Annotated in this window: 20 protein-coding genes; 10 read left to right on the top strand and 10 right to left on the bottom strand. The window is 33.2% G+C overall.

All coding sequences use genetic code 11. From position 1 onward, the window contains the following. Positions 1 to 135: 135 nt before the first annotated feature. Positions 136 to 1,098: a hypothetical protein gene (locus ACRASX_RS14480; RefSeq protein WP_432221737.1), complete on the bottom strand. Its 963-nt coding sequence runs from the start codon at positions 1,096 to 1,098 to the stop codon at positions 136 to 138. A 179-nt stretch (positions 1,099 to 1,277) separates the two neighbouring features. Between ACRASX_RS14480 and ACRASX_RS14475 the strand changes: the two genes are divergently transcribed. Continuing rightward, complete coding sequence (locus ACRASX_RS14475; protein ID WP_432221736.1) at positions 1,278 to 2,402, top strand: cysteine desulfurase family protein; 1,125 nt, start codon at positions 1,278 to 1,280, stop codon at positions 2,400 to 2,402. Between the two features lie 50 nt (positions 2,403 to 2,452). On the opposite strand, the gene ACRASX_RS14470 is transcribed toward ACRASX_RS14475, so the two are convergent. Both ACRASX_RS14470 and ACRASX_RS14465 read right to left on the bottom strand, forming a co-directional pair. Continuing rightward, positions 2,453 to 3,013, bottom strand: coding sequence for an L-threonylcarbamoyladenylate synthase (locus ACRASX_RS14470; RefSeq protein ID WP_432221735.1), 561 nt, complete (start codon positions 3,011 to 3,013; stop codon positions 2,453 to 2,455). 461 nt (positions 3,014 to 3,474) lie between these two features. Continuing rightward, on the bottom strand, positions 3,475 to 4,533 hold the full coding sequence (locus ACRASX_RS14465; protein WP_432221734.1) for a glycosyltransferase family 4 protein: 1,059 nt from the start codon (positions 4,531 to 4,533) through the stop codon (positions 3,475 to 3,477). Positions 4,534 to 4,688: 155 nt separating this feature from the next. Between ACRASX_RS14465 and ACRASX_RS14460 the strand changes: the two genes are divergently transcribed. Both ACRASX_RS14460 and ACRASX_RS14455 read left to right on the top strand, forming a co-directional pair. Continuing rightward, a complete protein-coding gene (locus tag ACRASX_RS14460) occupies positions 4,689 to 5,471 on the top strand; it encodes a DUF5672 family protein (RefSeq protein ID WP_432221733.1) in 783 nt (260 codons plus the stop codon). Between the two features lie 12 nt (positions 5,472 to 5,483). Further along, positions 5,484 to 6,257, top strand: a complete 774-nt coding sequence (locus ACRASX_RS14455) for a Kdo domain containing protein (RefSeq protein ID WP_432221732.1) — start codon at positions 5,484 to 5,486, stop codon at positions 6,255 to 6,257. A gap of 143 nt (positions 6,258 to 6,400) precedes the next feature. Here the strand turns inward: ACRASX_RS14455 and ACRASX_RS14450 are convergent, their stop codons facing one another. From ACRASX_RS14450 to ACRASX_RS14440, 3 genes are all read right to left on the bottom strand, one after another. After that, on the bottom strand, positions 6,401 to 7,474 hold the full coding sequence (locus ACRASX_RS14450; protein ID WP_432221731.1) for a glycosyltransferase family 9 protein: 1,074 nt from the start codon (positions 7,472 to 7,474) through the stop codon (positions 6,401 to 6,403). Between the two features lie 49 nt (positions 7,475 to 7,523). Further along, positions 7,524 to 9,398: an LTA synthase family protein gene (locus ACRASX_RS14445; protein ID WP_066306257.1), complete on the bottom strand. Its 1,875-nt coding sequence runs from the start codon at positions 9,396 to 9,398 to the stop codon at positions 7,524 to 7,526. Positions 9,399 to 9,539: 141 nt separating this feature from the next. Next, positions 9,540 to 10,355 (bottom strand): 2,3,4,5-tetrahydropyridine-2,6-dicarboxylate N-succinyltransferase, encoded by an 816-nt coding sequence (locus tag ACRASX_RS14440; RefSeq protein ID WP_432221730.1) that lies wholly within the window; start codon positions 10,353 to 10,355, stop codon positions 9,540 to 9,542. A 218-nt stretch (positions 10,356 to 10,573) separates the two neighbouring features. On the opposite strand from ACRASX_RS14440, the gene ACRASX_RS14435 reads away from it, so the two are divergent. The 3 genes from ACRASX_RS14435 (at position 10,574) to ACRASX_RS14425 (ending at position 13,345) form a co-directional block, all read left to right on the top strand. After that, positions 10,574 to 11,209, top strand: coding sequence for a PAS domain-containing protein (locus tag ACRASX_RS14435; RefSeq protein ID WP_066306261.1), 636 nt, complete (start codon positions 10,574 to 10,576; stop codon positions 11,207 to 11,209). Positions 11,210 to 11,327: 118 nt separating this feature from the next. After that, positions 11,328 to 11,744, top strand: coding sequence for a Holliday junction resolvase RuvX (gene ruvX / locus ACRASX_RS14430; protein WP_432221729.1), 417 nt, complete (start codon positions 11,328 to 11,330; stop codon positions 11,742 to 11,744). Between the two features lie 110 nt (positions 11,745 to 11,854). Further along, entirely contained in the window at positions 11,855 to 13,345 is a 1,491-nt protein-coding gene (locus ACRASX_RS14425; RefSeq protein WP_432221728.1) for a malate:quinone oxidoreductase, read from the top strand. 81 nt (positions 13,346 to 13,426) lie between these two features. Here the strand turns inward: ACRASX_RS14425 and ACRASX_RS14420 are convergent, their stop codons facing one another. Both ACRASX_RS14420 and ACRASX_RS14415 read right to left on the bottom strand, forming a co-directional pair. Further along, positions 13,427 to 13,567, bottom strand: a complete 141-nt coding sequence (locus ACRASX_RS14420) for an SsrA-binding protein (RefSeq protein WP_066306272.1) — start codon at positions 13,565 to 13,567, stop codon at positions 13,427 to 13,429. A gap of 91 nt (positions 13,568 to 13,658) precedes the next feature. Continuing rightward, positions 13,659 to 13,979 carry a YbaB/EbfC family nucleoid-associated protein gene (locus tag ACRASX_RS14415; RefSeq protein WP_066306279.1) on the bottom strand — a complete coding sequence of 107 codons (321 nt, stop codon included), beginning with the start codon at positions 13,977 to 13,979 and terminating at the stop codon, positions 13,659 to 13,661. Positions 13,980 to 14,120: 141 nt separating this feature from the next. Between ACRASX_RS14415 and ACRASX_RS14410 the strand changes: the two genes are divergently transcribed. The 4 genes from ACRASX_RS14410 to ACRASX_RS14395 all read left to right on the top strand — a co-directional run bounded on the left by ACRASX_RS14410 (position 14,121) and on the right by ACRASX_RS14395 (position 19,102). Continuing rightward, positions 14,121 to 16,181: a S9 family peptidase gene (locus ACRASX_RS14410; protein ID WP_432221727.1), complete on the top strand. Its 2,061-nt coding sequence runs from the start codon at positions 14,121 to 14,123 to the stop codon at positions 16,179 to 16,181. 69 nt (positions 16,182 to 16,250) lie between these two features. Then, positions 16,251 to 17,291, top strand: coding sequence for a PLP-dependent cysteine synthase family protein (locus ACRASX_RS14405; protein WP_066306285.1), 1,041 nt, complete (start codon positions 16,251 to 16,253; stop codon positions 17,289 to 17,291). Positions 17,292 to 17,803: 512 nt separating this feature from the next. After that, on the top strand, positions 17,804 to 18,091 hold the full coding sequence (locus ACRASX_RS14400) for a LamG-like jellyroll fold domain-containing protein (RefSeq protein WP_082706545.1): 288 nt from the start codon (positions 17,804 to 17,806) through the stop codon (positions 18,089 to 18,091). A gap of 441 nt (positions 18,092 to 18,532) precedes the next feature. Further along, entirely contained in the window at positions 18,533 to 19,102 is a 570-nt protein-coding gene (locus ACRASX_RS14395) for a DUF6642 family protein (protein ID WP_432221726.1), read from the top strand. A gap of 187 nt (positions 19,103 to 19,289) precedes the next feature. Here the strand turns inward: ACRASX_RS14395 and thrC are convergent, their stop codons facing one another. Beyond that, positions 19,290 to 20,585 carry a threonine synthase gene (gene thrC / locus ACRASX_RS14390; protein ID WP_432221725.1) on the bottom strand — a complete coding sequence of 432 codons (1,296 nt, stop codon included), beginning with the start codon at positions 20,583 to 20,585 and terminating at the stop codon, positions 19,290 to 19,292. A gap of 68 nt (positions 20,586 to 20,653) precedes the next feature. Beyond that, the gene (locus ACRASX_RS14385; RefSeq protein ID WP_432221724.1) at positions 20,654 to 21,577 is read right to left on the bottom strand and encodes a homoserine kinase; all 924 of its coding nucleotides are present in this window, start codon (positions 21,575 to 21,577) and stop codon (positions 20,654 to 20,656) included. Between the last annotated feature and the right edge of the window lie 9 nt (positions 21,578 to 21,586).

Below are 21,586 nucleotides of genomic sequence, written 5' to 3'. Positions count from 1 at the left end.
TATTTTTTAAAATCTACAAATCAATTTACCATCGAATTATTCAACTTAAATGGATGAAAAAGCCGGTAAATATAACATGAAAAAAGCCTCTTATTTTACTTAAATAAGAGGCTTTTTAATTCGGATTTAAAGCAATTATTTTGCTAATATTAGTTCTCCAACTACAAAATTATCACCTAATCTAAAGGTATTATTTCCTTTTTGTAAAGTAGCATTTTTAAGTGTTATAGTATGTTTAAAAGTATCCGGTCCAAAACTTTCCGTCTTTACTTCGATGGTGCCGCTTACGCCAGCAACACCTTTTACGCCATTCCATGTTTCTCTAACAGTTGGTGTCGATGAAGCAGGAGTTTGACAAAAGTATTCATCTGATAAAAAGTCATTGTAAACTGTATAAACTAGTTTGTTACTACTGCTTCCAATAATTCCTGTACGTGGCGATCCTGGAGGTGTAGCTTCGTTTGTAAGCAACGTTGGATCAATACCATCAAGAACGATCGATGCATTGTTTTTCCAATTATAAACTTGTTTAGATACGCTACATTGTTCGGCCTTCTCGTTAAAAGTAAAAGGCAAAGGTTCAAAGGTTGTTTTATAATCTCCAAATGGAAACTCTGCATACACTTGTGGTCCAGTAGGCTTTAAGAACGTAATGTTTTTAAAAGATATATTGTGATTGTAACCTGTTATTCGGCTGCTGTTATCGGTTGCATTAACTGTTTTAATAGCAGTAGTTAAAATTTCCATTATGCCTCCTGTGGCAGTCCACTGTTCGGTAACTGTAGGTGCTGCTGGCGGAATTATATCGCAAATTGTGTTTTTTGAAACAGTACCATTATAGGCTCTATAAATAACCCGAAACGCGCTATTGTCTATTTGGTAAAGTGCTGGTTTACCGCTATCAGAAGGTTCGTCAATAATTGCACTTTCTGGAATATCAAGCAAGATTGATTCGTTTTCATTTAGTTTATAGATAATGCCATTGGTACAGCTTTCTACCGCCGCTTTATCAAAATTGATCGTATCAACTTTTAAATCGCCGTCGTCACAACCGGTTAGAATTAGAGCAAAAAGTACTAAACTGACAATCTTTTTCATAGAAGTAAAATTTATTTTTAAAAGTAAGCACTGATTACAGTCCATATCTATTGATCTTATGGAGTTTATCAGTTTTGCTTATTGGTATTTTATTGTAATTAAATTGGGGTCAAAAATAGTGAAAAAATTGCCAATACAATCTAGCTTTTGACCAATTGATATTTTATAACTTTGCAGCTATGAAAAAAGTGTACCTAGACAACGCTTCTACGACAGCTATGCGTGCTGAAGTGATTGAAGAAATGACAAGAATTATGGCAAATGATTACGGAAATCCGTCGTCAACGCACAGTTTTGGTCGCAATGCGAAGACCGTTTTGGAACTTTCACGCAAGAAAATTGCAAGCTATTTAAACTGCAATGCTCAGGAAATTATTTTTACTTCTGGCGGTACCGAAGCCAATAATATGATTCTGCGTTCCGCCGTCAAAAATTTAAAAGTAGCACGAATTATTACATCAAAAATTGAGCATCATGCCGTTTTGCATACGCTTTTGGTGCTCCAAAATGAGTTCGGAATTGCAATTGATTATGTGAATATTAATACAGATGGAAGTATCGACTTGAGCCATTTATCAACCCTTTTATCAGCGGAAAAGAAAACTTTGGTGAGTTTAATGCATGTAAATAATGAGACTGGAAGTTTATTAGACTTAGAAAGAGTAGTTCAAATTTGTAAGCAGTACGACGTTTTATTTCATTCGGATACGGTTCAATCTATTGGTAAAACAGAGATTGATTTACAGCAAATACCGCTTGATTTTCTGGTAGCAAGTGCTCATAAATTTCATGGACCTAAAGGAATTGGATTTGCTTTTATCCGAAAAAACTCAGGTCTGCAGCCCTTAATTATTGGTGGCGAGCAAGAAAAAGGTCTTCGTGGCGGAACCGAAGCAGTACATCAAATTGCCGGAATGGCCAAAGCACTGACAATTGCCTGCGAGAATTTAGATCAGGAAAGAAAATACATTTATGATTTAAAATTATATCTAATAGAACAACTTGAGCTGCATTTTTCGGGCTTTAGAATCAACGGAAGAAAAGATGATTTTTACAACATTCTGAATGTTATTTTGCCTTTATCAGTAGATAAAACAACGATGCTTTTGTTTAGTTTGGATATGAAAGGCATCGCAGTTTCGAGAGGAAGTGCGTGCCAGTCGGGTAGTATAAAGCCTTCTCATGTTTTGAAAGAAATGCTTTCGGAGAATGATTTAAAATTACCCAATCTCCGAATTTCATTAAGTCATTACAATACAAAAATAGATATTGATTGGTTGATTGAAGCACTGAAGTTGGTTTAAAACAGTATACATCACAACAGACTTAACGCCTTGTTATTCGTAATTAGCTATTATTTCCGAATCACTTTTACTTGCGCATCATTTGTTAACTTGATAATTGTTGATGGTTTTCCAGCCAATTTATCTTGGTTAAGTTGTACTACATAATCAACGCCCTTAATTATTTCTGGACTAATATCTTTATATGCAATTGGCGTAGGTTGGCCTGAAATATTAGCAGATGTTGAAACTAATGGTTTTTTCATTCTTTCTAATAATTTAAAACAAAAGGGATCTTTTACAATTCTGATTCCTAGTGAATTGTCTACGGCAATGATGTTTTTTGCCACATTACGAGGTTCGTCTAGAATTAAAGTGGTTGGTCTTTCAGATAAATCTAAAATTTGCCATGCCACTTCAGGAATGTTTTTAAACACATTGTACATCATCTTTTCGCCATTCATTAAAACAATCATACTTTGCGTTTCCGCACGTTGTTTTAGCTTGTATATTTTTGCAACAGCTTCAGGATTAGTGGCATCACAACCAATTCCCCAAACGGTATCGGTTGGATATAGAATGATTCCACCTTCTTTTATAACTTCGTATGCCTTATGTATTTCTTGGTTCATTCTATAAAATTTATCCTTGTTTTTGTACGTTTACGTAAGTTACAAATGTATGAATAAAAACGATATTAATTATTTACCTCTTTTGTTCCAAACTCAATTTAATGGACTTTCTTTATTTTTTTTTCTCTTTCCTAGAATGATTAAAGGTGACTCAATGTATTTAAATGAAAGTTGACAAATAAATAGTAAAGGAAGCACACATGCTTAGATAATAGACCAGAATTCAATATTTGTTAGTGTTTTTGCTTTCTCAAACCCAGTTATAAAATGAACTACGATACATAATAAAACACGGTGTAAAAGATATAAAATGTAAGTTATTTGCCCAAACCGCTTTAAAAATGAGCTAAAAAAACGAAAAAAAGCGAGACAACCTCTTGTCTATCAATTACGAGATAGGCAACTGAAGCAATTTTTAATCTTACAAAAATATTTGTTATAAAAATTTATAATCTTAAAATTTAGAATAGAATTTTCATTTGTTGATATGAATTTTCCCAAGTAAAATTTTTAACTAATTCATTACCTGATTTAGCTATCTTATATCTAAGTTCATTATTATTTATTAATTCTATTATTGCCTTCGCTAAGTCATCAGAGTCATTTGGTTTTACCATTAAAAAGTGTTCATTTTTAGTACCATAATCTCTGTGACCATTAACATCGGTAATTATTGTGGCACAACCGCATTGCATTGCTTCTGCTCTTGGTAATCCCCAACCTTCTGACAAACTGGGAGATATGAATATGCTGGATTGATTGTAGAGCTTTTTTAAATTCTTTGGTTTTTCATGGAAATTCATCCATTCGGGTACAAAGCTGTTTCTTTTTGAAGTGCTAAAAAGATCAACTTCCAAATTTGGAATTATTTTTTTGACTTTTTCTAATGCTTCAATTCCAACACTAGACCCTTTCCACTCTAGTTTATGATATAACATAGTTAATCTTAAAGGATTTCGTCTTTCTATGTTATCATCTATACCAAAAGTAGTAAAGTCCAAGCCGTTTCGAATAATTGTACATTCTTCCCCAATTTCATGAACCATTTCTTTTAGCCATTCTGCAATTACAATTTTTTGTAATGGTAATTTCCAAGTTTGTACTATTCTTTCTCTACTGCCCGACCAAGTTTCAAAATCCTGTATTAAGTAAAGTTTTTTCCCTTTATTTTGAGAATAATTCCCGATCCATTCTGCCGTTTCCCATGAAGTGGCTATAGTTACATCTGAGTCACGAATGTTTTTCTCATGTAAAGTATAAATGAAATTTTCTTTTATTTTTGTATTCAATTCAAACCATTTTATAGCGTAACGCTTTTTATAATTCAAATATTTAGAAAGAATAAATATGTACTTATAAAATATTCCTTTTTTTATTTTTTCGGGTTTAAGTCTTTTGGGGTAATAAATTTGCACATCATAATTGTCTTCTGCCATTTTATTTGCATATTCAAACAATACCTTAAAACCTCCAACAGGTTTCTTAGGAAGTGCAGGTAAAATAATATTAATTTTAGTCATAAGTCAAGATTAAAAAAGAACACTTTTAAAACAGTGTAAAAGAATGATTTTATTGTTTGCAAATCTAATAATTCTATCTTTGTTTCAGATTAAGAAAGTGGATTGATTACTTAATTTTAAACGATCAATTTTTTAAATCAATTGAATAAACAAATATGAAAGAAACAGTAAAAATACTGATACCGATTTACAAAGACCATTTTGGCGAATTGGAAGAAAAATCATTTTTGCAATGCGTAAAATTACTCGGAGAATATGGCATTATTTTGATTCAACCCGAAGGACTTGATAATTCGTACATAACGAGTAAATATCCCGAAATTGAAGTTGTAAGTTATCCTAAAAAGCATTTTGAAAGTATTGAAGGCTACAATAAATTATTAATGACTAGCACCTTTTATGAGTCTTTTTTAAATTATGATTATATTTTGATCTATCAACTTGATGCGTTTGTTTTTAGAGACGACTTAAAAAAGTGGTGTCAAAAAGGATATGATTATATCGGAGCACCTTGGATTGCCACTCCAATAAACTCTTTTGGAATGAAAGTTTTTACTAAAATTGCCAGAAATTTTAGATCTAAAAAGAAAAATAATCGAGAACAAACTTTCTATAAAGTAGGGAATGGTGGCTTTTCTTTGCGAAAAGTAAAATCGCACTATAATATTGCTTTAGCCAATTCAGAATTAATTAGCGAGTTGCTAAACGCAGGAAAGAATGAAATTTGTGGAATAGAAGATGTATTTTGGTCTTTAAAAGCTCCCTTATTGGATTCTAATTTTCGAATTCCAGATTACAAAGAAGCACTGTATTTTGCGATTGACAGAAAACCTGAAATTGCTTTTTCTATAATTAATAGAGAAATGCCTTTTGGATGTCATGGTATTAATAAGCCTAAAGTAATTGATTTTTGGAAACCAATATTAGATAAGTACTAAAAGAGAATTTAAATGATTAAAAAGATAAAATTTTCTGAAGGATTTAAGGAAACAAACAAAGTTTTCTTATTTATAGAAGAGTTTAATACTTCTGTAGGCCGTTTATTTGGAAATGGGGACCGAAACAAAATAAAATTATTTGATTTAGAAGAACTAACAATCAACATTAAATCGTTCAAGATTCCAAATTTAATTAATAAGATTGCTTATAAAAATTTTCGAAAATCAAAAGCTAAACGCTCGTTTGAATATGCTACCATTTTATTAGAAAGAGGTATTGGAACTCCAAAGCCAATTGCCTATTTAGAAAACTTTAATTGGCTAGGTTTGCAGGACAGTTATTATGCGAGCGAGCACTTAGTAACCGAACTGACGTACCGCGAATTGGTACAACTTCCGAACTATCCTGATGGAGATAACATATTGCGTCAGTTTACCAAATTTACTTTCGAACTTCATGAAAAAGGGATAGAGTTTTTAGATCATTCTCCAGGTAATACATTGATTAAAAAGCAACAGAATAATAGATATGACTTTTTTCTTGTTGATTTAAACCGAATGAATTTTCATGACAATATGACTTTTGAACAAAGAATGAAAAATTTCAGTCGTTTGACTCCTAAAAAAGAGATGATTGCGGTAATGAGCAATGAATATTCAAAGTTATATAAAGAAAAATCTGAGATAGAGATTTTTGAAAAAATGTGGTTTGAAACCGAAGATTTTCAAGAACGTTTCGCTAAGAAAAAACGCTTGAAAAAGAAATTAAAATTCTGGAAATCTTAATTTTTGTTCTGCATATTTTAATGCTCTAATTGGAGCAGCAAAACTTTGCCTATTTGTATATCATAAAATGATCTTTTTGTCTTTCTAAATGTTTACAAATCCACTACTAATTTTATTGAAAGGCTTAATCGTCGCTAGTTGGCTTATTTAGTAGAAAGAAGATTATTGCTTAAAAATGTTTTTAATTTATTTTCAAAAGAGCTTGGCTTAAAATGTTTGTACAATGAAAGAGCCTCTTTTTTTAATTCTTTCTCTGCTTTATTAGCCAAAATTTCGGGTTCATAATCGTTTAAATGAACAGAAACGTGGTGTAAACCATCTTCAAAAGTGGCCCATATCTTTTTTTCAATCCAAGGCGAAAAAATAATAAATGAAGGTTTTTGCAATGCTTTGGCCATATTTATTGCTCCGCCATCATTACCGATAATAAGATCACATTGATTCATGATTGCTATGAATTTTCTTAAATCAGCGCCCAATAAATCAAAATAAACTTTTTCTTTAGTACGTGCTTTGCAGCTGTTTAAAATTGCTTTCGCCTCTTCGATTTGTTTCGGAAAGTAATTAAAAAGGATGTTAACATCAGTATGATCGGCAATACAATCAATAACTTTTGCCATGTAGTCTAACGGATAAGTTTTTAATTTTTCGCTTCCAAGCAAGCTAATCATGACTGTTTTTCGACCGTTTTTTACATGATGTTTTTTAAAAAGAAGAAGTGCTTCTTTATTTTCATCTTCTGAAACAAATAGCTTCGGAATAGGATCTATTGTAATGGATAATTCGAGAGGATTTAATAGCGAAAGTCTTCGCTCTATTGCTAGTCCTAAGTTTGTTTTTGGAGCTAGTTCAAATGGAATGTTATTGGTATATAAAAAATTTCGACCTAGTTTTTCATAGGAGATGCGTTGCTTGGCATTGCTTAAATAAACCAATATCCAACTTTCAAGTTTGGAGTACGCATCAATTAAAAGATCGTACTTTTCTGCTCGTATTTGTAATCCGAGTTTTAAAAGTTCTTTTTTACTTTTACGATGTTTTTCTTCAAATATAATAATATTGTCAATATTCAAATTGCCTTGTAATACTGGCGTAGTGGAGGCATAAACTAAATAATCGATTTGCGAATTGGGATACGCTTTGCGCAAATTATTACATATAATACTGCTGATTAAAACATCACCAATCATCTTTTGTTGAATAACTAGTATCTTCATATTTCCTTTAAAAAAACTTTCGTTAATTAGTTATTAAACGTTTTGCAAATTAGATTTTTGCGGCTAATTCATTTCCAATAATTCGGTTATTAAACGATTGAATGTATGCTTTTATAAAACGATCCATTTGAGTTCTTATTTTATGCTCTGAACTGAGTATATTTTTTTGTAGCAATTTATCTTTTTTAATGTTGTAAAGGCCTACTGGTTTACTACCATCAAAAGCCATATAATAATCACCTTCAATGTAATGATACGTGTTATTGAGATAATAGACAGCATAATTTTTGTTAGAACGAAATGATTTTCCAAAACTAATCATTTTAGTCTTTATATTCAAGTAATCGACAATGCTTGGCATGATGTCAATTTGCTGAAAATTACGTTCGTTTACGCCTACAAATTCAGGATTAGAAGGGTCAAAAAACAAGATAGGAATACTAAATTTCCCAACACTTGTTTGGTCAACGGGCTGGTCACCTTCGGCCGAAGTATGATCCGAGGAGAGTACAAAAAGAGTGTTCTTGTACCATTTCTGTGTTTGCGCCGTTTTAAAAAACTGACGTAATGCATAGTCGGTATATCCAATGCTTTCTTGTATTGTAGTAGTTCCCTTTGGAAATTTACCATTATATTTTTCTGGTATTTTATACGGATTATGAGATGAAATTGTGAATATTGAACTGAAGAAAGGCGTTTTAAATTCAGTTAATTTCTGGCAGAAATACTGCATAAATTCTTCATCATAAATTCCCCATTTGCCATCAAATGCTTTAGGTCCTGTATATTCATCTTTTCCATAGTATGCATCAAAGCCAGCTACTTTGGCATATTGGTCAAAATTTTGACTTCCGTTAAAAGCACCGTGGAAAAAGGAGGTGTAGTAGCCTTCGTTTTTTAATATTTTTGGTAAACCGTTTACTTTGTTTAAAGCGTAGCTAGACGATATAAAAGAGCTATTCATTAAACTTGGAATGCTAGATAATATCGAAGGAACGGCATCTATTGAAACTCTTCCGTTAGCGTAGCCATTTTTAAAATAATACGATTTTGTAATTAATGAATCTAAAAATGGGGTGTAACCTCGACCCACATTTTCATCTCCAAAACTTTCTAAAATAATTACAACCACGTTCTTTTTTACGGTGTTTTCTTTCGAATTTAAGAGTATTAACGGATCGTAGATGGAAACCAATTCTTTTTCATTAAAAAAATTACACTTTTCAATATCTTCTTTCTTTGTAATTGTTTTTAAGATACAAAAAGGAGTATTTAATACTAAGCCTGAGGTTCCAATTTCGGCATAAACAACTGCATCTACAATTTTAATTGGTTTTTTTCTAAATCCGCCGCGAGCTACGATTAGTCCAAAAGCTACGACAAGTATTAAAAAGCTTAATTGTCTTGTGATAATAGTTTTGGTTAAAGGCTCAATAGTTTTTAAAGCCCTAAAATTTGGAAGTAATTTCCAAAATAGATAAGAAAATACAAGAAATAAAACGCCAACATACCAAAATTCTTTTAAAAAGGACGGAATTAATCCGAAGGCTTCACGTTCCATTCCTTTGGCGGTAATCATACTAAAAGTACTGCGTCTTCCTGTAAAGCGATAATATATAATATCGATAAAGTTGGTGGCAATAAACAAAAGGTTAAGCGCATAAAAGGAAATTTTAAGGCCTTTTTGATAGTTTACTGAATATTTAAAATTTCCTGGAACTAAATGGGCAACAATAAATATAAGATTCAAGTACCCTATAGCTGCTAAATCAAATATAAGTCCGCCTTTTACGGTCTGAAAATCAAAAGTAGTAAACGAAGAAGTATTGAAAATATAAAATAAAAATCGAGTGATTTGATAAATTATAATAACCAAAAGTAATCTTTGAAGCAGAATAATACTGTTATTCTTATAATTATTCATCGGTGAAAATTGAATTAAATTTGGGTTTTTAATTGGTGCAAACTTAATTCATTTGACGAATCCTACAAAAAAAAGTATAAAAAAATCCAGATTCTATTTTAATAATAGAATCTGGATCAGAATGATATATTTAAAATTCAATTAAACCGCTACGTCGTACTCACGCAATGCATTATTTAACGATGTTTTTAAGTCCGTCGATGGCTTACGAGTTCCAATAATTAAAGCACAAGGAACTTGGTATTCGCCAGCCGCAAATTTTTTGGTATAACTTCCAGGAATTACTACCGAACGAGCAGGAACAAAACCTTTCATTTCGACAGGAGTTTCTCCCGTTACGTCAATAATTTTTGTTGACGCAGTTAAACACACATTTGCACCTAAAACCGCTTCTTTTCCAATATGTACTCCTTCCACAACAATGCAACGAGAACCAACAAAGGCACCATCCTCAATAATAACTGGTGCAGCTTGCAAAGGCTCTAAAACCCCTCCAATACCAACACCGCCACTTAAGTGAACATCTTTACCAATTTGCGCACAACTACCCACAGTTGCCCAAGTATCTACCATTGTTCCAGCGTCTACATAAGCACCAATATTTACATAACTTGGCATCATAATAACTCCGCTAGAAATGTAAGAACCGTAACGTGCTGATGCTCCAGGAACCACTCGTACCCCTTTTGCGGCATAGTCTTTTTTCAATTCCATTTTATCATGGTATTCAAAGATTCCAGCTTCCCAAGTTTCCATTTTCTGAATAGGAAAATACAATACTACTGCTTTTTTCACCCACTCGTTAACTTGCCACTTGTCACCAATTGGTTCAGCTACACGTAGTTTTCCTGCATCCAAAAGTGCAATAACGTCTCTAATTGCATCAGTGGTAGCAGTTTCTTGTAACAAAGCTCTGTTTTCCCAAGCTTGTTCTATAATAGTTTGTAAAGAATTCATGTTTTTTAGATTTTCAACAAAGATAATTCGATTTCTTTTTAAAACAAATACAGCCACTCGATAGTAACATTTTAATTGTTTTTGTGATATACCATCTTCAATCAAATCGATCCAATTTCTTCGTTTTTACTGTTTTACTGATATTTATCAGTATTAAAGCTATTTCATCCTTGTACTTTTGTACGCTTTAAATCATATAACATTTTAATTATTTCGAAATGAGTTTAGACAATCAATCGCAGTTCACACCAACAATTATTGACAAGGAAGTTTCTTGGGATAAGACACAGACTATTATGAGTAAAACTAATTCGTTCGGAATTATAGAATATGCGAATGAAGTTTTTGTAGACGTTTGTGGCTATGAAGATTATGAGCTTATGGGGCAGCCTCATAATATCATTAGACATCCAGACATGCCTAAAGTTATTTTTAAAGTGTTGTGGGAAAATTTGAAACAAGGGAATAATTTTCATGCCATTGTTAAAAATTTAGCTAAATCGGGTCGTTACTATTGGGTTGTTACCGATTTTGAAGTTACCAAAGATGAAAATGGAGAAATTGCTAATATATTTGGAAGAAGAAAGTCTGTTGCACAGGAAGTCATTTCGATGAGCATTGAACCTTTGTACAAAAAGTTATTACAAATTGAGGCAGCAAGTGGAGTGAAATATAGCGAAAAATATTTGATTGGTTTCCTAGAAGAAAAGAACCGAACTTATGTAGAATACATTAAAGATCTTATTTTCGAACACGAAAGAGCACAGCAAAAGCAACAAGCATTTACTGAAAATGTTGTGGAAGATAAAGAAGAAGAAGAAAAAGGTTTTTTTGGCCGATTTTTTAATAGATAGTTTTTTTTAAATAAATTGATGTAGTGTAAAGCATCCGTTTTGATTGATTCGAAACGGATGTTTTTTTTGAAAATTTCTCCTCTTTGTTTTTGTTATCTTTGCTCAAAATTATCAAATTATGCCAAGAGTTCTAGCAATAGATTACGGACAAAAACGCACTGGAATTGCAGTAACAGACGAAATGCAAATCATTGCTTCTGGACTCACTACAATTCCAACTCATACTCTGATTGATTTCCTAAAAGACTATTTCTCTAAAGAAAAAGTAGAAGTGGTGGTAATTGGCGAGCCTAAGCAAATGAACGGTCAACCTTCAGAAAGTGCTAACATTATAAAAGGTTTTGTGACTCACTTTTCAAATATTTTTCCAGACATGAAAGTGGTACGTATGGACGAGCGGTTTACTTCAAAAATGGCGTTCCAAACAATGATTGATAGTGGATTAAGTAAGAAACAGCGCCAGAATAAAGCATTGATCGATGAAATTTCTTCAACAATTATGTTACAAGATTATCTCGCTTCTAGACGATTATAAAATCATAATCAAATAGTAGTCCATTGGATTCTATAACTTTTAAGATAAAAAATATACTTTTTTTTTGAAATTTTATAAAGTATCTTTGCGCTTTCTTAAATAAAATCGCGATGACCGACACTATAATGCGTTCAAATACAGAGGTTGTGCTAATAGGCGCAGGTATTATGAGCGCAACTCTTGGAGTTATGTTAAAAGAGTTACAACCTGATTTAAAAATTGAAATTTACGAAAGACTTGATGTTGCTGCTGCCGAAAGCTCTGATGCTTGGAATAATGCAGGAACAGGACATTCAGCATTTTGTGAGCTTAATTACACTCCTCAGAAAGAAGACGGAAGTGTTGAAACTAAAAAAGCAGTTGCTATAGCCGAATCTTTTGAAATCTCTCGTCAGTTTTGGTCGTACTTAGTCGAGCAGAGTAAATTGCCTGCACCAGAAAATTTTATAAAAGGCATTCCGCACGTGAGTTTTGTATGGGGACAAGAAAACGTAGCATTTTTAAAAACACGTTTTGAAGCGTTAACAAAGCATCCTTTATTTCAAGAAATGGTTTTTAGTAAAGATTTTGAGGTCCTGGCAAAATGGATGCCTTTGGTCATGAAAGGAAGAGCTACTGTAGAGCCAGTTGCAGCGACATCTATGCCAATTGGTACAGATGTTAATTTTGGTGCCTTAACAAGAAGTATGTTTGACTATTTGTCGAAATTAGACGGAGTAACAATGCATTTTCATCATGAAGTAAAAAAGTTAAAGCAGTTAGAAGACAAAACCTGGAGAGTGAAAGTAAAAGATCTCGCTACTGGTAAAAAAAGCAAAATAGATACTAAGTTTTTATTTATTGGAGCAGGAGGTGGCTCTTTGCCATTGCTAGAAAAAGCAGATGTTCCTGAAGGAAAAGGCTACGGAGGTTTTCCCGTTAGTGGCCAATGGTTAAAATGTACAAACCCAGAAGTTATTGCGCAGCACGCAGCAAAGGTATACGGAAAAGCTAGTGTTGGTGCACCACCAATGTCAGTTCCGCACGTTGATACCCGTGTAATTGATGGTGAAAAACAATTATTATTTGGACCTTTTGCTGGATTTTCGACTCGATTTTTAAAAAATGGTTCGTACACAGATTTACCACTTTCTATTCAGTTTGACAATATTATACCTATGCTTTCAGCGGGAATTAAAAATATTCCTTTAACTAAATATCTAATTCAACAAGTGCGTCAGTCACAAGATGATCGTATTGATGCTTTGCGCGAATATTTACCTACTGCCAAAGCAGAAGATTGGGTATTAGAACGAGCAGGACAACGTGTACAAGTGATTAAAAACGATGAGAAAAAAGGAGGTGTTTTAGAATTTGGAACAGAAGTAATCACTACTCACGACGGAACAATGGCAGTATTGTTAGGTGCTTCGCCAGGTGCTTCGACTGCAGTGTCGATTATGCTGAGCTTGATTGATAAGTGTTTTCATGAGCAAGCAAAAACTATCGAATGGCAATCTAAATTTAAAGAAATGATTCCTTCATTTGGTCAAACTTTAAATGACAAACCAGAATTGCTACATACGGTTAGAGATCGTACGGCAAAGGTTTTAGGATTATAACATTCTGAGTTAAATAAAATTATTAGATATACAAAAATGGAGTTAAATTAGCTCCATTTTTTATTCATATATTTCAAATTATTAGCTTAATGCTCTGGTAGTTACAAAATAGCGGTAACCAATAACGGCCATTTGCCATTTGGTTGCTTTTGCTAAATCTAATCTTTGTTTTGTAAAACTAGGCAGTAAGAACTTATTAATTTGAGCAAGTAGTTTAAACATAGATTTTTATTTTATTTTCTTCAAATATATAAAAAAAGACGACTATAAATATAATCGTCTATTGATGTGTTCGCTTTAAATAAGCAGTTTTTTATTTAAACAATTCATCCATTCCAGGAATCATTGGCATATCCATTTTGGTAACGGCGTCTAATTCTGTCTGATTAATGCTACTTGCTTTTTCAATCGCTTTGTTCAAAGTAACAATCAAATAATCTTCTAATTGCTCTTTATCTTCTAACAAAGAATCAGCAATAGAAATTGATTTTATTTTAGTATTAGCTGTTAATGTAACCTTTAACAAGCCATCTGCACTCTCTTCATCAACCAAAACAGTGTCCAGACGCTTTTTTGTATCTTCAATTTTTTGTTGGGTTTCTTTAAGTTTACCCATCATTCCCATTAAATCCATTTTGTATAATTTTAAATTATCTAGTACGAAATTAGTAAATTAGTTCAATAATCAATGTTAAATTAGATGAAAAACAGCGCTCTTTTAAAATTGCTTTGCCTTATTTTTGCAGCTTCTTTTATACAAACGAAAGCACAAATAATGACAAAAGATTTACAATTTCCAATTGCTAAACTAAATCCTACAAACCTAAAAAAATTTGGAACGACCAGAGTTGACAATTATTTTTGGTTAAATGATCGTGAAAATCCTGAGGTGATAGCGTACTTAAATCAGGAGAATGACTATTATAATACAATGACTGCGCATACCAAAGACTTTCAGCATTCACTTTTCGAAGAAATGAAAGCAAGAATAAAAGAAGATGATTCATCGGTGCCTTATTTCTATAATGGATATTTTTATATTACACGTTTTGAAACAGGAAAAGGCTATCCGATTTACGCTCGTAAGAAAGGAAGTTTAACTGCTGCTGAAGAAATATTATTCGATTGTAATAAAATGGCAGAAGGTCATGCTTATTTTAAATTAGGCGGACTTAGTGTTAGCGAAAACAACAAATTTATAAGTTTTGCAATGGACACTGTTGGTCGTCGCATCTACACAGTTCAGATAAAAGATCTCGAAACAGACCGAATTTTACCTGACAAAATAGAGAATGTAACAGGAAGCTCTCTTTGGGCCAATGATAATTCGACAATTTTTTACACCAAGCAGGACACAGTAACGCTGCGTTCTGATAAGGTTTTTAAACACAAATTAAATACTGATGTAGTTGATGATATCTTAGTATTTGAAGAAACAGATGATACGTTTGATGTTTCTATCGGAAAAGAAAAATCTAGGAAGTACATCGTCATTGCTTCGGGCAGCACATTAACGAATGAATTTAGAATCGTAAATGCGGATACTCCTGATGCTGAATTTAAAATTTTTCAAAAAAGAATTAGAGGCCTAGAATATAGTATTTCTCATTATGAGGATCATTTTTATATTTTAACCAATAAAGACAAAGCAACCAATTTTAAATTGATGAAAACTCCCGAAAATGCTACAGAAAAAAAGCATTGGAAAGAGGTGATCATGCACCGAGAAGATGTTTTGTTGGAAGAAATTGAAATTTTTAAAAACTTTTTAGTTTTAGAAGAACGTTCGAACGGATTAAATCGCATTCGTATTCAATCTTGGGACGGTTCAACCGATTACTATTTGCCTTTTGATAGCGAAACATACAGCGCCTACAGTACGACCAACCTTGACTTCGATACAGATATTTTACGATACAGTTATCAGTCGTTGGCAACTCCTGCTTCGATAATTGACTTTAATATGAAGACGAAAGTCAAAACAGTACTAAAAGAGCAACAAGTTTTAGGAGGAAAATTTGATAAAGAAAATTATGTAGAGGAGCGAGTTTGGGCAACAGCTGAAGATGGAGTGAAAGTGCCGATTTCGATGATTTATCGCAAAGGATTGAAGAAAGATAGTAGCAATCCTTTGCTACTGTACGCCTACGGTTCTTATGGTGTTACTATGGATGCTTATTTTTCGTCTACCCGTTTGTCTCTGTTAGACAGAGGTTTTGTGTATGCAATTGCTCACGTTCGCGGAGGCGAAGATTTAGGAAGAGACTGGTATGAAGACGGTAAATTATTAAAAAAGAAAAACACGTTTTCTGATTACATCACATGTTCTAAATATGTAATAAATCAACAGTACACTTCACCCGAACATCTGTATGCCGAAGGTGGTTCTGCTGGTGGATTATTAATGGGAGTTGTGGCCAATTGGGCGCCAGAATTATACAACGGGATGATTGCACAAGTTCCATTTGTAGACGTGATGACGACTATGCTCGATGATACGATTCCGTTGACAACAGGAGAGTATGACGAATGGGGGAATCCGAACAAAAAAGAGTATTTTGAGTACATGCTTTCGTATTCACCATACGATAACGTTAAAAAGCAGGATTATCCTAATATGTACGTTTCTACTGGTTTACACGACTCACAGGTGCAATATTGGGAACCTGCCAAATGGGTTGCAAGACTGCGACAAAATAAAACTACAGAAAAATTATTATTTTTAGATACTAACATGGATGCGGGTCATGGCGGTGCTTCAGGACGCTTCGAGGCACTAAAAGAGTTAGCCAAAGAGTTTAGTTTTTTATTAGATTTAGAGAAAATTAAAATCTAATTAGATTTTTTTTGTTAAATTTGCACCCTATCGAGTTTTAGTTAGTACAACTCGATTAACTATTTTTTTATGAAAGAAGAAATAAACGCTTACAATAATGTTCTAGAGTTAATAGGCAATACACCGCTTATTAAGCTAAACAAAGTCACCGAAAAGTTAGAAGGAAATTTCTACGCGAAGGTAGAAGCTTTTAATCCGGGACATTCCTCAAAAGATAGAATTGCCTTATATATTATTGAAGAAGCCGAGAAGAAAGGAATTTTGACTCCAGGCGATACCATTATTGAAACAACCAGTGGTAACACCGGTTTTAGTTTAGCAATGGTTAGTATTATAAAGGGGTACAGTTGCATTTTGGCTGTAAGTTCAAAATCATCGAAAGATAAAATTGATATGTTGCGCAGTTTGGGAGCCAAAGTTTATGTTTGTCCCGCGCATGTATCTGCAGACGATGAAAGATCTTATTACAGTGTTGCCAAACGATTGCATGAAGAGACAAAGGGTTCGGTTTACATCAATCAATACTTTAATCAATTAAATATCGATGCACATTACAACACTACGGGTCCAGAAATCTGGAACCAAACCAATGGTAAAATTACCCATTTGGTAGCGTGCAGCGGTACAGGAGGAACAATTTCAGGAACTGCCAAGTTTTTAAAAGAGCAAAATCCAGCTATTAAAATTTTAGGAGTGGACGCTTTTGGTTCCGTTTTAAAGAAGTATCATGAAACCAAAGAATTTGATACAAAGGAAATATATCCGTATCGTATTGAAGGATTGGGTAAAAATTTAATTCCATCAGCAACAGATTTTGATCTTATTGATAAGTTTATTAAGGTTACTGATGAAGAAAGCGCGCACGCTGCGAGAGAAATTACAAGAAAAGAAGGTCTTTTTGTAGGATATACTTCAGGAGCCGTTTTGCAAGCGATTAGACAATATGCAGAAGAAGGCGAATTTGATAAAAACAGCAATGTTATCGCTATTTTCCCTGATCACGGATCACGCTACATGAGTAAAGTATTTAGTGATGATTGGATGAATGATCAAGGTTTCTTTGATAGTATAAACGAAGAGGAAGCACAAAAAATAGAATTTGTAAAATAATTTTGTTCAATAACATAAAAACTCCAAATGCAAGTTTGGAGTTTTTTTATGCGATTTTTTTTCTCACTTGCTCTTAAAGATTTTGTAGCACAATGAACAGTTAAAATGGCTGTTACGTATTTCTATGTATTGCTGGTTATTCGACTTCTTTTGTCGATGGACGGTCTCCTTTTCAAGCATCATTTTAAAAATATACTTTCGCTTGACTGAGATGCCTTCCTTGCTTTCCCTTCCTAAATCCTATTTATTATGAAAAGACTTTGCGAACACTACTGATGGCTAACAGCGTTGTCATAAATGCTCAAACGGCAATTCAAGAATTTATTTTTAATGCTACTATTATAAATACAGCTACCACAATTACTTTTATGGATAGCCGACTTATGTAAGTGATCGATTTGGAATCGCTAACAGCCCTTTGCATTTGGCTACTACAGATGTAGAAGTACTGATTAATGATCTACCGCAAAATAATGCTGCTCGAAAAGTTGCTATAGGTAAAATTTAATGACATCGCGGAAGCAAATTATATTCGGGTTTATGGAACGACCTATAATGCTCAGTATTTCGGATTAATACACCAAGCTGCTTTTAATTCAAATTCAAATCTAAGTTTAGAAGGTTGGAGGCCATCAAATGATATCAGAGCTAGTACTTCTTTAGCGGCAGATTTATGGTATAATTATGTTGCTACTTTTGATGATACGAATTCAAATATATATCGCAACGGCGAGTTAATTGCGTCTAAAAAAACCACAGAACGGTTTACTAGACGCACTTTTTTTAGTTTAGGAAAATAAATTCGACCGTTGGTATAAATGCAGATAAAGATGATCTTAAGATTTTTTATGTAGCGCTAACTAGTGAGCACGTTTCTCCAATTTATTTTAAGGAAAAATCATCGATTATCCTGCTACAACGAGATTTGGCTAAATTAAAAAGAACGGATAAAGTTCCTGTAAAAACTGCTGTAGTTACAAAGAAAAGTAGTCCTACGATAGGAACTGAATTAATTGGTACTAATCAGAAAGCAATTGAGATTTTCTCACAGTAACAAAAAGTTTTAGGGAGTATCAATGCAGTAGTTAATATTAATGATTTACCTGACGGAACTTATTTACTAGAAATATCAAGAATTTCTCCAAAAACGGTTACTTCTAATTAAAGTAAATTCTGATTGTCGTATTTTTTATAAAAGTGTAACTTCGTTTTTTTAAATGTTGAGAAAAACACTTTTATTGATGGAAAATGAAACTTTTATTTTTTGCCTTGAAGCAGTAACCGATGTAGAAATTAACACAACTACAGAAGTTGTAAATGGTTTAGAAAAATTGGCTTTTGCTCATGGCGTTTCTAGTATTTATAAAGCATGTGATACCATTGAAGGACTAGAAGAAAGTTTGGGCGCACTACTTTACGATGATCATAATTTTAAGGACTACGAAATAATCTATCTTGTGGTGCCAGGTCAAGATAATATGATTTGCTTACATGACTACTTTTATAGTTTACAAGAAATAGCCGAACTTTTTGAAGGAAAGTTGAAAGGCAAAATTGTTCACTTTTCGAATATTAAAGCGCTAGATTTAGCTTCGGAAGAGGCGCAATATTTTTTGGATGTAACTGGGGCAAGAGCAATTTCGGGTTACGGCATTTCATTACCACCAAAAATGACCAGCATGCAATTGGACTTTGCATTTTTTAGACTTTGTCAAGAAGAAGAAGATTTGATCGATATTGTAGAAGAGTTGCATCAAAAGCATTATGAGGCTTGCAAATTGTTAGATTTCAGACTTTACCATACCCCGTGATTGTAATTATTATTTTTTTTTAACAATTAATAAACAAAGTAATAACTGTATGTTGGCACAATCGCTTGTACTACTACAGTATCTTTGTAGTGTAATAAACTGGTTATTTATTATTTTGGTTTTGGTTAGTTAAAAAAAGGCGATGTTTCTTAAAACATCGTCTTTTTTTTATTTAAATAGTAAAACTTTAGTTTGCATTTAAAAAGTTTCTCAATTCTTCATAAGTTGCAATTTTTGTACTTACTTTATCCTTACCCATCACACTTTCTATTTGGGTAGGAATGGGAAGTTTAACACCCAATGCGGGTTCAACTACATCTAAAAATTTAATAGGATGTGCCGTTTCTAGAAAAATTCCGATTGCGTTGTCGTAATTTTCTACTTCTCTTTTTAATCCTAAATAACCAACTGCGCCATGTGGCTCAGCAATATAACCTCCTGAATTGTAAATTTGTTTCATTGCTACTAATGTTTCGGCATCAGTATAACTAAAAGAAGAAAAGTCTTTTTCAAAAGCCTTTAGATCATTATTATACAATTCTTGAATTCTAATAAAATTACTTGGATTACCTACATCCATCGCATTAGAAATTGTTGCTTTTGAAGGTTTTGGATCGTAGTTTCCATTTTTTAAAAATCGGGGAACAGTATCGTTTACATTGGTCGCTGCAACAAAATGTTCGATTGGTAAGCCTAATTTCTTAGCCATAATTCCAGCGCAAATATTGCCAAAGTTACCGCTAGGACAAGAGAATATTAATTTTTTGTTTTGACTTTTCAATGTTTTGTAAGCAAAGAAAAAGTAAAACATTTGTGGCAACCAGCGCGCAATATTAATTGAATTGGCAGAGGTTAAACCTTTATGAGCTAAAGCGTCATCTAAAAATGCTTTTTTGACCATGTCTTGACAATCGTCAAAAACTCCGTCAACTTCTAAAGCTTTGATATTTTGACCTAAAGTTGTCAATTGCTTTTCTTGAATGTCACTTACTTTTCCTGAAGGATATAAAATGACCACATCAACGCCTTTAACACCCAGAAATCCGTTAGCCACTGCACCGCCAGTATCTCCTGAAGTAGCAACTAGAACGGTATTTTTATTGTCTTTTTTGTCCTTGTTGAAATAACCCAAACAGCGCGACATAAAACGTGCTCCTACATCTTTAAAAGCCATCGTAGGTCCGTGAAACAATTCTAAAGAGTAGATTCCTTTTTCAACTTCCACTATAGGAAAATCAAAACATAAAGTCTCATCTACAATATCTTGTAAAATGGTATTTGGAATAGCATCTCCAACAAATTGTTTGATGACTTCATACGCAATTTTTTCATTGCTTAGATTCTCAATATTCTCAAAAAAACTCTTTTCTAATGGAGCGATTTCTTCAGGGAAATACAAACCTTTGTCAGAAGCTAATCCTTGAATAACTGCTTCTTTAAAACAAACTTTTGGTGCATTGTGGTTTAAACTGTAATATTTCATTTCTTAAAAAATTAATAAAGAGTGTAAGTGTCTAATAATAGTACTACTTACTACTCATAACTTAATACTTATTCTATAATTCTCATTCCTTCGTCGTTCACCTTGCAAACATGAATTTCATAAGGCAAACTCATTTTGTCATAAACAGCGCACATGGCTGCTGCAATTTTATCTGCTTTTTCTTTTCCTTTGCTTAATGCAAAAATAGAAGGTCCAGAACCTGAAATTCCAGAACCCAACGCACCATGCTCGTAAGCAGTTTGCTTAATTAGGTGAAAACCGGGAATTAAAACGCTTCGCAAAGGTTCTACAATTTCATCGTGCAGCGAGCGACCTATTAGTTCGTAATCTTTGGTGTATAAACCAGCAATCAAACCCCCAACATTTCCCCACTGGGTAATCGCACTTTTTAAGGAAACAGTTTGTTTTAATACAGAACGTGCGTCAGAAGTTTTTAGTTCAATTTGCGGATGAATAACAGTAGCGTACAATAGCGACGGACTTTCAATTTTAATAATATCCAACGGCGACGAAGAACGAACTAACGTAAAACCACCCAATAGGGCAGGAGCGACATTGTCTGCATGTGCGTTTCCTGAAGCAAGTTTTTCACCTTGCATCGCAAATTTTACCAATTCTTTTCGGGTAAACGGTCTGCCTAATAATTCATTGGCACCAAAGACAGCACCGGCCGAACTCGCAGCGCTGCTACCAATTCCGCTACCTGCTTTGATGTGTTTGTATATTTCTATTTCAAAACCAAAATCAGCGTTAACTTCTTCTAACATCGCTAATAAGGCAACACCAGCTACATTTTTTTCTGTTTCAAGTGGCAAATCGGCTCCTTCTATTTTAGTAATTCTAATACCTTTTTGGGTTGATTTTCGAATAATCATCTCGTCGCCCACATTATCCAAACACAATCCTAGGACATCAAATCCACAAGAAAGGTTCGCAATAGTAGCTGGACAAAAAACTTTTATTTCATTCATTATAATATA

It is taken from the genome of Flavobacterium sp. TMP13 (assembly GCF_050847115.1).
In the GTDB taxonomy this organism is placed as follows: Bacteria; Bacteroidota; Bacteroidia; order Flavobacteriales; family Flavobacteriaceae; genus Flavobacterium.
Note: the sequence above shows the minus strand (reverse complement) of the source record. Positions and strands in the feature narration are given on the sequence as shown.